General features: G+C 45.5%; 14 protein-coding genes. 7 read left to right on the forward strand and 7 right to left on the reverse strand.

Annotated features, from left to right (window positions below; translation table 11 throughout):
• Positions 1 to 20: 20 nt before the first annotated feature.
• The 3 genes from BC643_RS22070 to BC643_RS22080 all read right to left on the reverse strand — a co-directional run bounded on the left by BC643_RS22070 (position 21) and on the right by BC643_RS22080 (position 3,239).
• Positions 21 to 1,853, reverse strand: a complete 1,833-nt coding sequence (locus BC643_RS22070; protein ID WP_120275511.1) for a DNA topoisomerase IV subunit B — start codon at positions 1,851 to 1,853, stop codon at positions 21 to 23.
• Between the two features lie 157 nt (positions 1,854 to 2,010).
• Positions 2,011 to 2,499, reverse strand: a complete 489-nt coding sequence (locus BC643_RS22075) for a Dps family protein (protein ID WP_120275513.1) — start codon at positions 2,497 to 2,499, stop codon at positions 2,011 to 2,013.
• A 221-nt stretch (positions 2,500 to 2,720) separates the two neighbouring features.
• Complete coding sequence (locus tag BC643_RS22080; protein ID WP_120275514.1) at positions 2,721 to 3,239, reverse strand: HdeD family acid-resistance protein; 519 nt, start codon at positions 3,237 to 3,239, stop codon at positions 2,721 to 2,723.
• A gap of 405 nt (positions 3,240 to 3,644) precedes the next feature.
• On the opposite strand from BC643_RS22080, the gene BC643_RS22085 reads away from it, so the two are divergent.
• Together BC643_RS22085 and BC643_RS22090 are read left to right on the forward strand one after the other, a co-directional pair.
• Positions 3,645 to 5,624, forward strand: a complete 1,980-nt coding sequence (locus tag BC643_RS22085; RefSeq protein WP_120275516.1) for a putative porin — start codon at positions 3,645 to 3,647, stop codon at positions 5,622 to 5,624.
• Positions 5,625 to 5,643: 19 nt separating this feature from the next.
• On the forward strand, positions 5,644 to 7,083 hold the full coding sequence (locus BC643_RS22090) for an MltF family protein (protein ID WP_120275517.1): 1,440 nt from the start codon (positions 5,644 to 5,646) through the stop codon (positions 7,081 to 7,083).
• On the opposite strand, the gene BC643_RS22095 is transcribed toward BC643_RS22090, so the two are convergent.
• The 3 genes from BC643_RS22095 to BC643_RS22105 all read right to left on the reverse strand — a co-directional run bounded on the left by BC643_RS22095 (position 7,067) and on the right by BC643_RS22105 (position 10,104).
• A complete protein-coding gene (locus BC643_RS22095) occupies positions 7,067 to 7,705 on the reverse strand; it encodes an NUDIX hydrolase (protein ID WP_120275519.1) in 639 nt (212 codons plus the stop codon). The two genes, BC643_RS22090 and BC643_RS22095, sit on opposite strands and share 17 nt — an antisense overlap.
• Before the next feature lie 124 nt (positions 7,706 to 7,829).
• Entirely contained in the window at positions 7,830 to 9,080 is a 1,251-nt protein-coding gene (locus tag BC643_RS22100; RefSeq protein WP_120275521.1) for an ABC transporter permease, read from the reverse strand.
• A 28-nt stretch (positions 9,081 to 9,108) separates the two neighbouring features.
• Positions 9,109 to 10,104, reverse strand: a complete 996-nt coding sequence (locus tag BC643_RS22105) for a lysylphosphatidylglycerol synthase transmembrane domain-containing protein (RefSeq protein ID WP_120275522.1) — start codon at positions 10,102 to 10,104, stop codon at positions 9,109 to 9,111.
• Positions 10,105 to 10,302: 198 nt separating this feature from the next.
• On the opposite strand from BC643_RS22105, the gene rsmA reads away from it, so the two are divergent.
• The 5 genes from rsmA to BC643_RS22130 are packed head-to-tail and all read left to right on the forward strand — an operon-like array spanning position 10,303 to position 14,797.
• Positions 10,303 to 11,082 carry a 16S rRNA (adenine(1518)-N(6)/adenine(1519)-N(6))-dimethyltransferase RsmA gene (rsmA, locus tag BC643_RS22110; RefSeq protein ID WP_120275524.1) on the forward strand — a complete coding sequence of 260 codons (780 nt, stop codon included), beginning with the start codon at positions 10,303 to 10,305 and terminating at the stop codon, positions 11,080 to 11,082.
• 14 nt (positions 11,083 to 11,096) lie between these two features.
• Positions 11,097 to 12,458, forward strand: coding sequence for a magnesium transporter (gene mgtE / locus BC643_RS22115; RefSeq protein WP_120275526.1), 1,362 nt, complete (start codon positions 11,097 to 11,099; stop codon positions 12,456 to 12,458).
• Positions 12,455 to 12,937 carry an ATP-dependent zinc protease family protein gene (locus tag BC643_RS22120; protein ID WP_120275527.1) on the forward strand — a complete coding sequence of 161 codons (483 nt, stop codon included), beginning with the start codon at positions 12,455 to 12,457 and terminating at the stop codon, positions 12,935 to 12,937. Before mgtE ends, BC643_RS22120 begins: the two co-directional genes overlap by 4 nt.
• A gap of 22 nt (positions 12,938 to 12,959) precedes the next feature.
• Positions 12,960 to 13,832 carry a 30S ribosomal protein S6--L-glutamate ligase gene (gene rimK, locus BC643_RS22125; protein ID WP_120275528.1) on the forward strand — a complete coding sequence of 291 codons (873 nt, stop codon included), beginning with the start codon at positions 12,960 to 12,962 and terminating at the stop codon, positions 13,830 to 13,832.
• Positions 13,833 to 13,834: 2 nt separating this feature from the next.
• A complete protein-coding gene (locus tag BC643_RS22130; protein WP_120275529.1) occupies positions 13,835 to 14,797 on the forward strand; it encodes a succinylglutamate desuccinylase/aspartoacylase family protein in 963 nt (320 codons plus the stop codon).
• 4 nt (positions 14,798 to 14,801) lie between these two features.
• On the opposite strand, the gene BC643_RS22135 is transcribed toward BC643_RS22130, so the two are convergent.
• Positions 14,802 to 16,055, reverse strand: a complete 1,254-nt coding sequence (locus tag BC643_RS22135) for an ABC transporter permease (protein WP_120275530.1) — start codon at positions 16,053 to 16,055, stop codon at positions 14,802 to 14,804.
• Positions 16,056 to 16,270: the final 215 nt, after the last annotated feature.

The following is a 16,270-nucleotide window of genomic DNA, read 5'->3' on the forward strand; positions in this document are numbered from 1 at the left end:
ATTGCATTTATGTGTTGCTATTAAACTTCGTCCTTTTCCACATACAGGTTTCCTATAATGAATTCCTGTCGCTCCGGCGTATTTTTCCCCATGTAAAATTCCAGCATTTGCGACACCGACTCGTGTTTCTTCATCAGCACCGGCTCCAAACGGATGTCGGGCCCAATGAAGTTTTTAAACTCGTCGGGCGAGATTTCACCCAACCCCTTAAATCGGGTAATCTCCGCTGCCTTGCCACACTCTGCAATGGCCGAAACGCGTTCCTCGTCCGAATAGCAATAAAATGTTTTCTTTTTGTTGCGTACCCGGAATAGCGGAGTTTGCAGAATGTATAAATGCCCTTTTTTAACCACTTCAGGGAAAAATTGTAAAAAGAATGTAATCAACAACAGGCGAATGTGCATACCGTCCACATCGGCATCGGTTGCAATAATCACTTTGTTGTAACGAAGGTCATCCATGCTTTCCTCGATGTTCAAAGCTGCTTGTAACAGGTTGAATTCTTCGTTTTCGTAAACCACCTTTTTGGTCAGGCCAAAGGTGTTCAAAGGCTTTCCTTTCAAACTGAAAACCGCTTGTGTGTTCACATCGCGCGACTTGGTAATCGAACCACTGGCCGAGTCACCCTCAGTAATGAAAATGCTCGATTCCGCTTTATTGTCTTTCGTTGAATTGAAATGAACCCGGCAATCGCGCAGTTTGCGGTTGTGGAGGCTCACCTTTTTAGCACGCTGCTTCGCCAGCTTCTTAATTCCGGAGATGGCCTTGCGCTCGCGCTCCGACTCCTGTATACGGCGCAACAACACCTCGGCAACATCGCCATTTTTGTGCAGGTAGTTGTCCAGCTCTTTGCTCACAAAGTTGACCACATGGTTACGAACTGTCGGACCATCGGGACCAATATCCCGTGAGCCCAACTTGGTTTTCGTCTGCGACTCGAATACAGGCTCTTCAACCTTAATACTGATCGCTGCTATGATAGACGCCCGAATGTCGGACGGATCAAAATCTTTTTTGTAGAAATCGCGGATGGTTTTCACGATTGCTTCGCGGAAAGCAACCAGGTGCGTACCCCCTTGCGTGGTGTGCTGACCGTTGACAAACGAATAATAATCTTCGCCATACTGATTGCCGTGAGTCAATGCAAGCTCAATGTCTTCCCCTTTCAGGTGAATAACCGGATAAAGTGGTTCTGAGTCGAGGTTTTCCTCCAGCAAGTCCTTCAACCCGTTCTTACTTTGATAGCGCTCGCCATTGCAATAAATCACCAGGCCCGCATTCAGGAACGAGTAATTCTTCATCATGTTTTCCACGTAATCGGCGCGGAAGCGATAATTGCGGAAAATATCGCCATCGGGAACAAAGCTCACCTCGGTACCATTGGGCTGCTCGGTAGTTGTAACTTCTTTCTCTTCGACAACCTGTCCCATCGAGAAAATAATTTCCTTCACCTGCCCCTCACGAAAAGCTTTTATATTGAAAGTAGTAGAAAGCGCGTTCACGGCCTTGATACCAACACCGTTCAAACCCACCGACTTTTTAAAGACTTCAGAATCGTATTTGGCACCGGTATTCATCTTCGAGGCAACGTCCTTCAACTTACCCAGCGGAATACCCCGGCCGTAGTCGCGCACGCTGACCAGCTCGTTCGAAACCTTTACTTCGATTTTCTTCCCGAAGCCCATCATAAACTCGTCAATCGAGTTATCGAGGACTTCCTTCAACAGCACGTATATCCCGTCATCGCTGGCAGTACCGTCACCCAGTTTCCCGATGTACATCCCCGGTCTTTTCCGGATATGTTCTTGCCAGTCGAGCGTTTTAATTGATCCTTCGTCGTAGTTTGGAGTCATAGTGAAACAGATTTTGTCGCGAATATAAAGAAAGCAAAAGTGCGCAAATTTTGAAAGAATATGTCAATAACTCGCCTCAAACAGTTGAAAAAATTGGCACAAAAAAAGGGCAATGGTGCGTAACCAATTGCCCCCAAGCAACCAAGCCTGCTATGAATTAATTTTTCGACCAGGCACTAAACATCCAGTAATATTTCTCGGTTGATTTCACCATCTTGTTGACAAGGTCAACAGTAGAAACGTCGCCGGTTTCGTTCGCCTGATCCAGTACGTTTATCATTTGCGAAAGAATAATTTCGAAGTCGGATAAAATTTCCTCAACCATGCGCTCCGGTGCAGGAATTCCTTCCGGCTCAGCAATTCGTGAATAGTGCAAATAATCAGAAAGGCGAGCCATCGGGTTAGCTCCGAAAACGCGAGCACGTTCCGCCAAATCATCAATATTCACTTTTGCAAAATCGTAAAGCTCTTCGAATTTCTCGTGTAAATCAAAAAAGTCTTTCCCGGTTACATTCCAGTGGAAGTTTCTCAATTTTTGATAATGCACGTGATAGCTTGCGATCAGCACATTCATGCGATTGACCAACTCCTTTGATTTCTCTGTTTGATAACCTAATCTGCTTACTGTTTTCTCTGTTGTTTCCATATCATTATTTATTTTGAATGTTATTGTATTCGTGAGGAAACAATGGGAAAAGCATTCCAAAATCAGGCGCAACCAAAGCAATTCAGCTTAAACTCTGAAATTCAGAAAAATAAAAAGATTGAGCTTTGAAAAAGACATTCAATCGCAAGTAGAAGCAGCTCCACAACTGTGGAAAAAGGAAGACAAACAAGGTTAAAAACGATTGACAAGTGTTGAATCCACTACCGCGAGAAAGCAGAAAAGAGCGACAACAAGCCATGCAACAAAACAAAGGCACCAATAATTGAAGCCAACGCAAAACCACCGCGCAGCGGCTCAAAAATCAACACCAGCCCGAAGGTCATCGCAACCAAGCTATTGAAAAATAAAAACCAACTAGTGACGCCCGCTTTCCGAAGTTGATTAAAGGAAAAGGCCATTAACAAACCTCCAAGGATAGCCCAGATGGCGAGCACAACGACAAAAAACGAGATGGTCGTTCCCGGGTTATAAAGTATGATGAAACCAACAATCAAACTAACGCCCGCCTCAAGACCAAACGCATATTTATTAATATCAGCCCGGCGATATCGGAACGCAGACAAAGCAACAAAAATGCCCTGAACAATTAGAAAAATCGCGACAAGGCGGGCCAACGAAACCAGGGTCACTTCGGGGATGAACAACAAGGCTAATCCCAACACCACCATCAACAATGACTTGCCCAGTTCAATAACGCCCCTTTGTTTTATCTGTGCCATAGCTTTTTCTTCTGAGGATTAACTTTTCTCAATAAAACTCAACTGCCAGCCTTCGACAATAGTCGTGGAAACCGAATAAAATTATTTCTGTTTGGGATTGTTTTCCGCCACTGTCCCCCTCACGAGTCCTCCGCGTAAAGCCGGCTTTATGATCTGCTTGAAAACGAAAGTGTTTTTATGTGTACAAGTTACAGCGACTCCGTGGAATAGCCTCTATTTCTAGAATAAAAAATCGCTCACCCCTCGAAGCCGATCGATTCCCCGTTGCAAATCACTGCAAAATCAACCTGCTAAAAGTGCTTCTTTTGTACTGTTTGGTTTTCTTAACAAAGGCCAAACAGATATAAGTTTTTTTAAAGTTTAAAAGACAGTGCGACTGACAGTTTTAATTATCTTTGCCCGGTTATGATTGGAAAACAGTTATTCTTTATTCTTCTTTTTGTATTTGCTGGTCACCTCGTTAGGGCCCAGCAAGGCGTTGAGACATTCGGTACGGGAGGTAATTCAACATTCGATGAGGAGCAGGATGGGGAGCACACGGATGATGAAGATTCAAAAAAACAAGAGAAGAAATACGTACCGTCCATCATCACAAATTGGGAAGTTGAAAATTACGGCGCCAACTTTGAAGAGGCCCAATTGGACACAACCCTCGGATTCTACCACGTTTACAACCCCATTTTCAAGCGCGACCTTCGTCCCGTTTTTACCGGCAATATTGGTGGAGCCTATCAGTTTGGCGATTTTTTCAACCGCGACTATCAATCGGACTTTTACTTCTACCGATCGTACGAAGCCTACGCCAAGTTTCCGGGGGATATCAAGTTCATGAACACCACGACCCCCTACACCATTCTCGATTATACCCAAAGCGATAATAAAAACACCCGAAACGAAACCCGTTTCAACGTTTTTCACAGCCAGAATGCGACCCCAAAGTTCAACTTCCAGCTGTTTTACGATCAAGACAAATCGACCGGGTTTTATCAGTACCAGGAGAATAAGTTTCACGATATCGGGTTGGCGACAACCTACCGCTCGGATAAATTCAATTCTCACGGTGCTATAATCTTCAACCGAATTAAAAATGAAGAGAACGGCGGGCTGGAACCGGATCAGGATTTAAATGAATACCAGGAAACAGAAACCTACCTGGTTAACCTTACCACCGCAAATTCGCAAATAAGCAACAATACGATTTGGCTTAACAACGAATATAAACTGGGAAAATACGAGGAACAGGAAGACTCGTTAGGCAATCTGAATGATGTTTTCCGCCCCATATCCGGATTTATCCATCAGCTGGAATATTCTTCGAACCGCCGGATTTATGAGGACACAGCACCTGATCTCGACTACTATCCATCAGCCAGAGATTCCTCAGTGACAGGCGACTCTGTTTATTACAATCGTTTGACCAACGTCCTTCAACTCAAATTTTACGAATCGCCGAACCGAAAATACACATTCAGCAAACGGGTTTTCATCGGGCACGACCTGATTTCGAGCCGCATGGCCGATGTCGACAGTACCTACCTGGTGAAAGACAAAATGCACAACACCTTCGTTGGTGGAGCTATCTCGCGCGATGAAGGTGAATTTTGGCGCTGGAATATCCAGGGAAAATTTTACACCACGGGCTACCGCTCGGGGCAAACCGAGCTCAGCGCTTTCATATACAAACCGCTGCGCATCGGCAAAGACACAACCAGCTTATTTGTATCGGGTGAGCTAAACACGATCGTTCCTGATTACTACCAGCAACAGTATCACTCCAACCATTACAACTGGATCAACCGGTTTGACAACACCAACGAGATGATCATCAAATCGAAGATCCACTCGCAACGGCGTCATCTGACGTTAGGATTCAATTACGCCTTGATTGGCAATTACATATTTAACAACGAGGATGCCTTGCCTGAACAAGGAGGAAGCGAAATGCTCGTACTATCGGCATACCTCAACAAAGACATTGAAACCAAATTCTGGCTGATCCGGGCACAGGCGCTGTGGCAAAAATCAAATCAGGAAGATTATTTGCATTTACCGGACCTAACCGGCTACTTGAGCGTAAGCTTCAAACTACTGATATCCAAAGTCATGTATTCTGATTTTGGCTTTGATGTTCGGTATACAACAGCGTATTATGCTGACGCTTTTAATTCGGCTACCGGAAGTTACTATTGGCAAAATCAACAAAAAATTGGTAACTTTCCAATAGTGGACCTGCATGCGAATCTAAAATTGAAACGAACCAGGGCATTTTTCCAGTTGATGAATGCTGCAACTGGGATGCTTGACGGAAATTTTTGGGCAGCACCCGACTACCCTCTTTACCGCAGAACGTTTCGTTTAGGCATTGCGTGGACTTTTTACGATTAGACAACGCTAAGTTCCTGGTATGAAGAGAAAAAGATTAGCGACATACGTCCTAACCCCTATTTTTCTATCCCTCTTGTTTTCGTGCGGAACGAAGGGGAAACTAGACGAGCAAGTCAGCGAGTCGAAGAAAAATACCGAGCTTACCCGGATCATGCGAACCGGAAAGCTGAAAGCCGTTGTGGACTATAATTCGACGAACTACTTCATTTACCGCGGCCGCCCAATGGGATTCAAGTACGAATTACTGCAACACCTGGCCAAAGACATGGGCCTCAAACTTGAAATCTCCGTCAGCAACAACCTGCAAGAAACATTCGATGGACTAAGAGACAAACGATACGACCTGATTGCCAAAAACCTCACCGTGACAAAATCGAGAAACGAGCTGATCGACTTTACCGTTCCGCTTGAAGAAACACGACAGGTTTTGGTGCAACGTCGCCCTGACAATTGGGAACGATTGCCGAAAGACCAACTGGAAGATTCACTGATCAGAAACCAGCTCGATTTGGCAGGCAAGACAATCCACGTGCAAAAAAACACAGCCTATTATCGCCGACTGGTAAACCTGTCTGATGAAATCGGAGCAGAAATTGATATTGAGGAAGATACCATTTACGGCGTTGAACAGCTCGTGGGAATGGTTTCGAAAGGTGAAATCGACTACACTGTTTGCGACGAAAATGTCGCCAAGGTTAACCAAACCTATTTCCCCAATCTGGATATCGAAACACCGGTTAGTTTTCCTCAAAACATTGCCTGGGCCGTCCGGCGGGACAGCCCCGAGTGGTTGAACTACCTGAATAACTGGATTATCAATTTCAAAAAGACGAAGGAATTTGCGATTCTCTACAATAAATATTTTGAAGTAAGTCGGGCACACCTACTGGCTTTGGACGACTATCACTCCATCAGCAACGGCAAGATCTCCCCTTTCGACGACATCATCAAAGCCAAAAGCAAACACTATGGACTCGACTGGCGTCTGACAGCTGCCGTCATTTACCAGGAATCCAAATTCGACCCGGAAGCCACTTCATGGGCGGGTGCTTACGGATTGATGCAGGTGATGCCGGAATCTGCCGACCTCTTCCGAATCATTGATTACGAAGAACCTGATAGAAATATTGAAGTCGGTGTGCGCATGCTGAAGTGGCTTGATGACAATTTCAGAAAAGAAGTACCCGACTCGCTGGAGCGGATCAAATTCGTACTGGCTGCCTACAATGTAGGCTTGGGACACGTAAAAGACGCCCAGCGACTTGCTGCCAAGTACAATAAAATTCCAATTGTTTGGACAAATAATGTGGATTATTTCTTATTGAATAAGTCGGCCTCAAAATATTACCGCGACCCGGTTGTAAAATGGGGCTATTGCCGTGGCGATGAACCCTACAATTACGTGAACAGGGTTCTAAACACCTACCACCACTACGTCAATCTTATTGAGACATCGTAAACTGCGGGTATTTCAGCACATCCAGAAACTCGGATAAAATCATCGCTGTTGCTCCCCATATTATTTCACCGTCGAACTGAAAACAAGGCACATCCAACAAGCCAGTGCTCGTTTGAACGGGGAAATATTTCAAGCGCTTTTCTTCGAAGAATTCCTGAATCGGGAATAAAATAACTTTTTCGGCTTCGGCCACATTGATCTGAAATTCGGGCTTGTAGTCTAACCAGCCTACAAATGGAAATATTTTAAACCGGCTAACCTGCACGTACAAATCGGAAAGACGTCCCAGCAAAAGCACATCTGCCGGATCAATTCCAACTTCTTCCTGCGCCTCGCGCAATGCGGTCACCTCGGGCTTCTCCCCTTCTTCGATCCTTCCGCCCGGAAGACTGATTTGTCCCGGATGATTCTTCATCCCCGTAGCCCGTTTGGTTAAACACGTATGCAATTTACCTTCATGCTGAAACAGTAAAAGCAACACCGAGCTGTTCCGAACCTGATCCGTCTCAGACTCGCTAACAGCCAATTCGCGGCCAGGCGGAATCATCTTCAGATGAGACTTTTTGCCAGGCAAGCCTGCTCGTAACAATCGGGCAATATTTTCGGGGCTGAAATCATGCATAGTTAAAGATACACATTTATTAAAAACCGGGAATAAATCAACTGGTATCCACTGCTAGTGAAACCCAAAGGACAATATTGAGATAATGAAACGATCTATGAGAACGGAAAATTGTCGTCGACGATTAATCGAAGCGGATCGTCTTTTCGGGCGAAATTCGACCAACCAAATACGAAGGTCCCAGCAGCATTAAAAGTGTCACCAATAACGCGCCAACGTTCAGCAACAGCAAATGATGAATCATCAAATTAACCGGCACCGTATCCACATAGTATGACGCCGGATCGAGATGAATAACCTTAAACTGACTTTGAATAACACACAAAAGAATACCAATGATGTTGCCCCAAAGCAAACCCTTGCCCACTAAAAAGGCAGAGAGATAAAGGAAGATTTTGCGGATATTCACATTGGCTGCTCCCATCGATTTTAAAATGCCAATCATGCGCGTGCGCTCGAGAATGATCACCAGCAAACCGGAAATCATATTGAAACCCGCCACCAAAACCATCAGCAACAGGATAATCCACACGTTCATATCGAGCAGATTGAGCCAATCGAAAATGTATGGATATTTTTCTTTGACATTCACTACCCGTAACATTGGCGCATCTACATCCAGACTTCCGAGCACAATATCGCGAACCTGGCTACCCAAGTTTTCGACCTGATCCAAATCGTCAACAAAAACCTCGTAACCACTAATTTGGTCATCCGCCCAATTATTTAACCGTTGGATATGCCGCAAATCAATCAGCACAAACATTCGGTCGAACTCCTCCAGTCCTGAACGGTAGATACCACCGACTGTAAACCGGCGAAGGCGGGGAATGCGTTCATCCTCATTCAAAAAATACATTTGAAACTTGTCGCCCATTTCCAGGCGCAACAGGTCGGAAATCTGCTGGGAGATCCATACCAAATCGGTTCGTGCTGAATCCAGAGGAATCAGGTCTCCTTCAATCTTGTTTTTAGCAAAAAAGCTCCAGTCGAAATCAGCTGAAATTCCTTTCAGTACAACGCCCTGAATCTCTTCGCCCGCTTTAATAATGCCGGGCTTGGTTGCAAACTTTTGGATATGGGTTATTCCACTGAGCTGATTCAACTTTTCTAAAAAAGGCTGACCTTCATTTATGGGAACCGTCTGGTAACTCTGATTGCTGTCGTAATTGACAATTTGAAGGTGCGCCGCAAAACCATTGACCTTGCTTTCGACCTCACCCTGAAAGCCGGTAACAATAGCCACGGCCAAAATCATCACCACCATTCCCAGGCTAATACCGGCAACCGCCAAACGCACGATTCGACGGGACAAATGCTGTTCGGCGTCTTTCGAAGAAAATAAACGACGTGCTATGAATAATTCGGTATTCAAACTTCGGGTTAATGGTTTGCTCGTAAAGCTACAAACTTTCTGTATTCCGGCGATTAATAAACGGAAGAATCAGCAATGAAATCAAACCAACGATGATCATCATCGCCGTCATCGACGAGTGCGCCAGGAATGCAAAAACAACTGCATCTGCTTTACTGATGCCATAAACAATCAGCGCCTGAATAACCATAAAGTGCCAGGCTCCAATTCCGCCCTGCACCGGAGCAACCATTCCGTAACTTCCCAAAACAAAGGTTGTCAATCCAGCTATCGCGGTTAAGTTCGAAGTAAAACCGAACGCGAAAAAAACCACATAGAGCATCAGGTAATACATCACCCAAATAAATACAGTGTGAAAAATGAAAGCGCCTTTGTGCTTCATATTTCGGACGGTGCGCAGCCCCTCGCCAAACTTATGCAAAATACCATTTAGCTTGTGAAACAAGTTAGATCGCTTGATCCGCTGGCGAGCCAGATACACCCCTACGACCAACGCGATTATGCTGATAATCATTACCGGGGAGAAGGTGATACTTTCGAGTTTGCTCTTTACTTCCGGATTATTATCCAGAAACTGCACCAACTTCCCGAGTTGAGTGACTGTAACAATCATCGTGAGCAAAAGCATCATGATCACATCGATAATCCGCTCGGTCACCACTGTACCGACAAGTTTTGTAAACGAGATTTTTTCGTAGCGCGACAATACGCCACATCGTGAAATCTCCCCCATCCGCGGGATAACGAGGTTCATGAGGTAGCCCACCATTACTGCAAGAAAAGTATTCACCATTCGCGGGCGCTGGCCCAATGGTTCGATCATGATCACCCAGCGCATGGTTCGGCTAATGTGGCTCAAAAGCCCTAAAAACAGCGACACCCAGATCCAAAAATAATTCACATCATTTTTTAGGATAGATTCAATCCGCTCAATATCCTGATCTTTATACACCAGCCAAAAAATAACAACGCCCAATGCAAAAAAGGCCAGGACTTTGAATAGCTTCAATAACTTATGTTTCAAAATGAACTTGTTTATTTCTGAAAATGCGCTATTTTTAAGAAAGGTTTAGCACCACTTTCAAGCGTTTTATTAAGTACTTTTTTAAATTTGCACGCTTTTGTCAAAAGCCCAAATCGCCGACAAAAATAAATATTTGTTTTAAACCTCATTCTTTTTAGTAACATATTCACAAACCCTCAAATCAGAAGACCAACGACGATGACAACTGTAAGGGCCAAAAAAAATTTGGGTCAACACTTTTTAAAAGATCAGAATATTGCTCGAAAAATTGTTGACAGTCTTCATGCTGAGCAAGTTTCCAACGTATTGGAAATTGGCCCTGGCATGGGGGTATTAACGCAATACTTGTTGCAGAAAGAAACTTTCACAACCAGCGTTGTGGAAATCGATCACGAATCGGTTGACTATTTAAAACAGCACTTTCCGGCGCTGGAAGAACGAATTATTTCGAAAGATTTTCTGAAACTGAAGCTCGAAGAATATTTTCCGGAAAGTTTTGCCATCATCGGAAACTTCCCCTACAATATTTCATCGCAAATCTTTTTTAAGGTGCTCGACTATAAAAACCAGGTTCCCGAAGTGGTGGGCATGATCCAAAAAGAAGTAGCTGAACGTCTGGCAACCGGACCGGGCTCAAAAACCTACGGTATTCTCAGCGTTTTACTCCAGGCCTATTACGACATTGAATACTTGTTCACCGTTCACGAGAATGTATTCAACCCACCGCCCAAAGTAAAATCAGCGGTAATCCGCCTAACACGCAATCAGCGCCAAAACCTCGATTGCGACGAAAAACTGTTTTTCACCCTGGTGAAATCAGCTTTCAATCAACGGCGCAAAACAATGCGTAATTCGCTCAAACAATTCCTGACCGACGAAACATTAAAAGCAAACGAACTGTTTAACCTTCGACCCGAACAATTAAGCGTTTCGGACTTCGAAAATTTAACCCGACTGATTCAGCAGCAGCAGTCTTAAAAAATCTCTTAGCCATGACCACCGAATTGAACATGGAATTCATCATTAAACTTCAGGATCTGATTGAAGCAGAAGACTCCGCTGAAGTTTTGAAAATGCTGGAGGACCTCCACCCCACCGATATAGCCGAGATCATGGACAAGCTGACCATGGACGAAGCCAAATATTTGTACCTGCAATTAGACGGTGAAATGGCGTCGGATGTACTGCTTGAAATTCCGGAAGGTGTTCGCCGCCGTTTTCTGCGCGTGCTGCCACCCGAAGTGATCGCTCACCAGTTTGTGGAGCACATGGACTCGGACGACGCGGCCGACATCATGGGCGAGCTGGAAGAAGAAGTGGTTGAAGCGGTACTCTCGGAAATTGAAGACAAAGAACAAGCGGGCGACATTGCCGACCTGTTGGAATACGACGAGGACACCGCCGGGGGTTTGATGGCCAAGGAGCTTATTAAAGTGAACGAGAACTGGAATGTTCAAACCTGCCTGAAGGAAATCTCAACTCAATCTGAAGAAATCGACGAAATCTACTACGTCTATGTAGTGGACGATGACAATATATTAAAAGGTGTGCTTTCTCTTTCGAAGTTGATTCAAAAGTCGACGCACAGCAAAGTGAAAGACCTGATCAACGAAGACATTCAATCGGTGAAAACCGACGCCAGCCAGGAAGAAGTTGCCCAAATCATGGAAAAATACGACTTGGTTGTGTTGCCGGTTGTCGACCAGATTGGCCGACTGAAAGGGCGAATCACCATTGACGACGTGGTGGACGTGATCCGTGAAGAAACCGGCAAGGACTACCAGATGGTTTCGGGTATCACCGGCGACGTGGAATCGACCGACAATGTTTGGCGTCTCACGCGCGTTCGAATACCATGGCTACTGATTGGTACGGTTGGCGGCCTAACCGGCGCCCAGGTACTGAGTCACCATCAAGATACGCTGAACCACATCCCGGCGATGGCCTTTTTCATTCCGTTGATTGCCGCGACTGCCGGAAACGTGGGAGTGCAATCGTCATCCATCGTGGTGCAGACGCTGGCCGCGGGAAGTCGTAAATTCGATACGCTCGGCAAAAAATTATTCAAGGAGCTGGGGGTTGGGCTAATTACCGGTTTGTTTTTCGCCCTGCTCATCTTCGGCTACAACTATCTGTTCAGCGATAGCTACAAACTAACATTAACCGTGAGCTGCACCCTGTTCATCGTTATTGTTTTTGCTTCACTGTTTGGCACATTGATTCCGCTCATCCTGCACCGGTTTAAAGTTGACCCGGCTGTCGCCACCGGACCGTTTATAACGACCATGAACGACGTACTCGGACTATTACTTTACATGGGAGTCGCCCATTTCTTTTTCAACTTTTTGGGATGAAAAGGCGCACACTCATCGGACGCTTCGACGAGGCTGACTTCCCGCTACTTCAACTCGAAAACATTGAAGTGAAAGTAGACACCGGCGCATACACGTCGAGTTTTCACTGCCACAACATCGAGCTTATCGAGCTGGACGGACAAAAAAAGCTTCATTGCTATTTTTTAGATCCTGATCATGATCAATATCACAACAAAGAATTTATATTTGACCGCTTTTCAAAAAAACGGATTCGCAGTTCCAACGGACAAATGGAGGAACGCTATAGTATTGAAACTCAAATCCGATTATTTGATCAAGTCTACCCAATTGAATTGACCTTAACCGAAAGAGGCGCCATGAAATACCCGGTTCTGCTGGGCCGCAAATTTCTGTCGAAGCGCTTTGTGGTTGACGGATCGAAAACGAGGCTTTCAGCCAAAAAAGAAAAATGGCTGGTAGAATTGAAGAAAGCACCGAATGTCACAACACATCTGTAAATATTAAAGATTCTAATTCAAAGTGAAAATTGTAATTCTATCACGCGATCACAACCTCTACTCCACCCAACGGTTGGTCGAGGCAGGAGAGAAAAAAGGTCACGAAATGGTCATTCTCGATCATTCCAAATGCGACTTGGTGATTGAAAAAAAGAGACCCGGCATCATTTACAAAGGGCACATGGTTGAAGACGTAGATGCCGTCATTCCCCGAATCGGAGCTTCGGTTACCTTCTACGGAACAGCCGTTGTTCGCCAGTTCGAGATGATGAAAGTATTTACGGCCATCGAATCGCAGGCGCTGGTTCGCTCACGCGACAAACTACGCAGCTTGCAAATCCTGAGCCGGGCGGGACTGGGACTACCCAAGACGGTTTTTACAAACTATTCGCGCAACGTTAAGGACATTGTAAAAAGCGTTGGAGGTGCTCCGCTTGTTATCAAGCTACTGGAAGGAACCCAGGGCTTGGGTGTGGTTCTCGCTGAAAACGACAATGCAGCCGAATCAGTTATCGAAGCCTTCAACGGCCTTAAAGCACGGGTCATTGTTCAGGAATATATTTCGGAAGCCAAAGGAGCCGACATTCGCGCATTCGTGGTGGACGGCGTAGTTGTTGGCGCTATGAAACGGCAAGCCAAAAAAGGCGAATTCCGTTCGAACCTGCACCGCGGCGGGACGGCAACCATTATCGAGTTGACAGAAGAAGAAGAAAATGCCGCGCTGAAAGCCGCCCGCGTCATGGGCCTGGGCATCGCCGGTGTCGACATGCTGCAATCCAATCACGGCCCGCTGATCCTGGAAGTCAATTCCTCACCAGGGCTGGAAGGTATTGAAGCTGCAACCGGCAAGGACATTGCCAACAGCATTATCCGATACGTAGAACGCAACGTTTAACCATGAAAAGACAATCACTTCAATTATTAGGGAAAACAATTCCGGCCGGGCGCAAAACCATCATCAACCTGGAAACCGCCAGGCTGCATACCCGCAACAAAATTGAAGTGCCTGTCATTATTGAACGGGGAAAAGAACCCGGACCGGTACTTCTGCTGATTGGCGGAATACACGGCAACGAGATCAACGGCGTTGAAATTATACGCGGTCTGATTTCGCAAAAATACAACAAACCAACAGCCGGGACAGTCATCTGCATCCCGGCTCTCAATGTACTGGGATTCCTGAATCAAACCCGCGAATTCCCCGATGGGAAGGATTTGAACCGCATGTTTCCCGGATCGCAAAATGGCTCCATGGCCAGTCTTTTTGCCTGGAACCTGATGACTAAAATTCTTCCGGCAGCCGACTACATCGTCGACTTCCACACTGGTGGAGCCAACCGGTTCAACAGTTCCCAAATTAGGATCAGCCGTGATCATCCGGAACTTTTTGAACTGGCAAAAATCTTTAAGCCTCGTTTTATTGTACTGGCACCCGACCGCGAAAAATCCTTCCGCGAAGCAGCCACCAAACTGGGCAAGAAAATTTTGTTGTTTGAAGGCGGGAAGTCGCTCGACATCCACAACCGGATTACCCAGCGCGGCGTCAACGGCGTTTTGCGCCTGATGCACCACCTGAACATGCGTGACTTCTCGGCCGAAATAGCCGGCATGCCCAACACCGATCCAATCTTCATCCGGGAATCGAGCTGGATTCGTGCGCGCCATGGCGGCATGTTCCGCTTTCAGGTGAAGGATGGTGCCAAAGTTGAGAAAGGAGAAATCATTGGTAGCATTTCCGACCCCTACGGCGGTTTCGAAAAAGCAGTAAAAATGCCGGAAAGCGGTTACATTATTGGCCTCAACCACGCTCCCATCATCTACCAGGGAGATGCCTTAATTCATTTGGGAAAAACGGAATAGCCGATCAGGCTGCATTGATCGCATTTACAGGGTCAAGTCGCGAAGCGATCCAGGCCGGAATAAAACCGGCAATCAAGCCAATGACTCCGGAAACTATTAACCCCATGCCAATATTTTTCAAACTGAGCACCAGGTGCATCTCTGACACGCCACTTACAATCGATGCTCCAAGAAAGACCAAAACGAGTCCAACCGCACCACCGATCAGCGACAGAATAACCGCTTCGAAAATAAATTCAAGCAAAATGAAATAGCGTTTCGCGCCCAACGATTTCTGAATCCCAATAATTCTCGTCCGTTCTTTTACTGAAACAAACATGATATTGGCAATTCCGAAGCCACCGACCAAAATACTGAAACCGCCGATGACAGACCCCGCCAGGTTGAAAATCACAAAAAAAGCGTCGAACCGATTCGAAATAACGCTGACCTCGTTGATCGCAAAATCATTTTCCTCCATCGGCTTCAGCTGATGCATCCCGCGCAAAATTCCTTCTAATTCAGCTGCAAACAAATCATTCTCGACACCAGCTTTAGCCTTCACATTGATCGATTGCCCCATCTCGCGATTCCGAAAATCAAGCATTGATCCGGCCAACGTAGTTGAAATGTGCAGCCGTTTGTCCATACTGGTCCCGAACATGTCGGTTCCCTTTTTGGTGTAAATCCCGATGATTAAAACCCGCCGACCTTTCACCTTTATTTCCTTGCCAACCGGATTTTCACCACTAAAAAGCTGATCGGCAAGTTCAACGCCGATTACCGCCATCGGCGAACCGCTGGTCATTTCCGAATCGGTAAAATAACGGCCTTTGTCGATCCCAAGGTTCCACAAATTAATCAAGTCGTAGGTGCTCGCCATCACTTCAGCATTTTCGGCCGATGATGAGCCATATTGAATTGTCGTATTGAATCCAACGAAAAAGGTTGCCTGCTCCGCCGAAGTCGAGCGTCGCAAAATCTCTTCCGCTTCTTCTTCTTTCGGAACCGGCCGGTTTAAATATTTCCACCAGGGGTATTCACTCTCGCCTTCGGGCGGCGTCCAGGGCCATTTCTGAATATACACCATATTCGTCCCTAACGAGTTCAAACTTTCACGCATGTATTTTTCCAGGGAATCGATTACGGTGAACACCGAAATGATGGCAAAGATCCCGATGGTTATTCCCAACAAGGATAAAATAGTTCGTAGTTTATTGGCTCGAAGTGAATTAATAGAGAACGAAAAACTCTCGAGTATGAGTCGTAAAAGAATCATCCAATCACGTTTTTTCGTAAAGTTATAAGATTTAGAATTCTGCCGGCCCCATTCATCCAACTGAAGCTAATTTATTTTTAAACAGAACTACATTTCAGCTTTTAAGACCCAAAAATTCTTTCTATTTTCAACGCTAAATTTTTGTGATTCCAGAGCGATTGACCTCGATTAATCACGTGAATTTATTATCTTTGCGACGCATTTTTAACAAATTG

The sequence above is a fragment of the Mangrovibacterium diazotrophicum genome (assembly GCF_003610535.1).
In the GTDB taxonomy this organism is placed as follows: domain Bacteria; phylum Bacteroidota; class Bacteroidia; order Bacteroidales; family Prolixibacteraceae; genus Mangrovibacterium; species Mangrovibacterium diazotrophicum.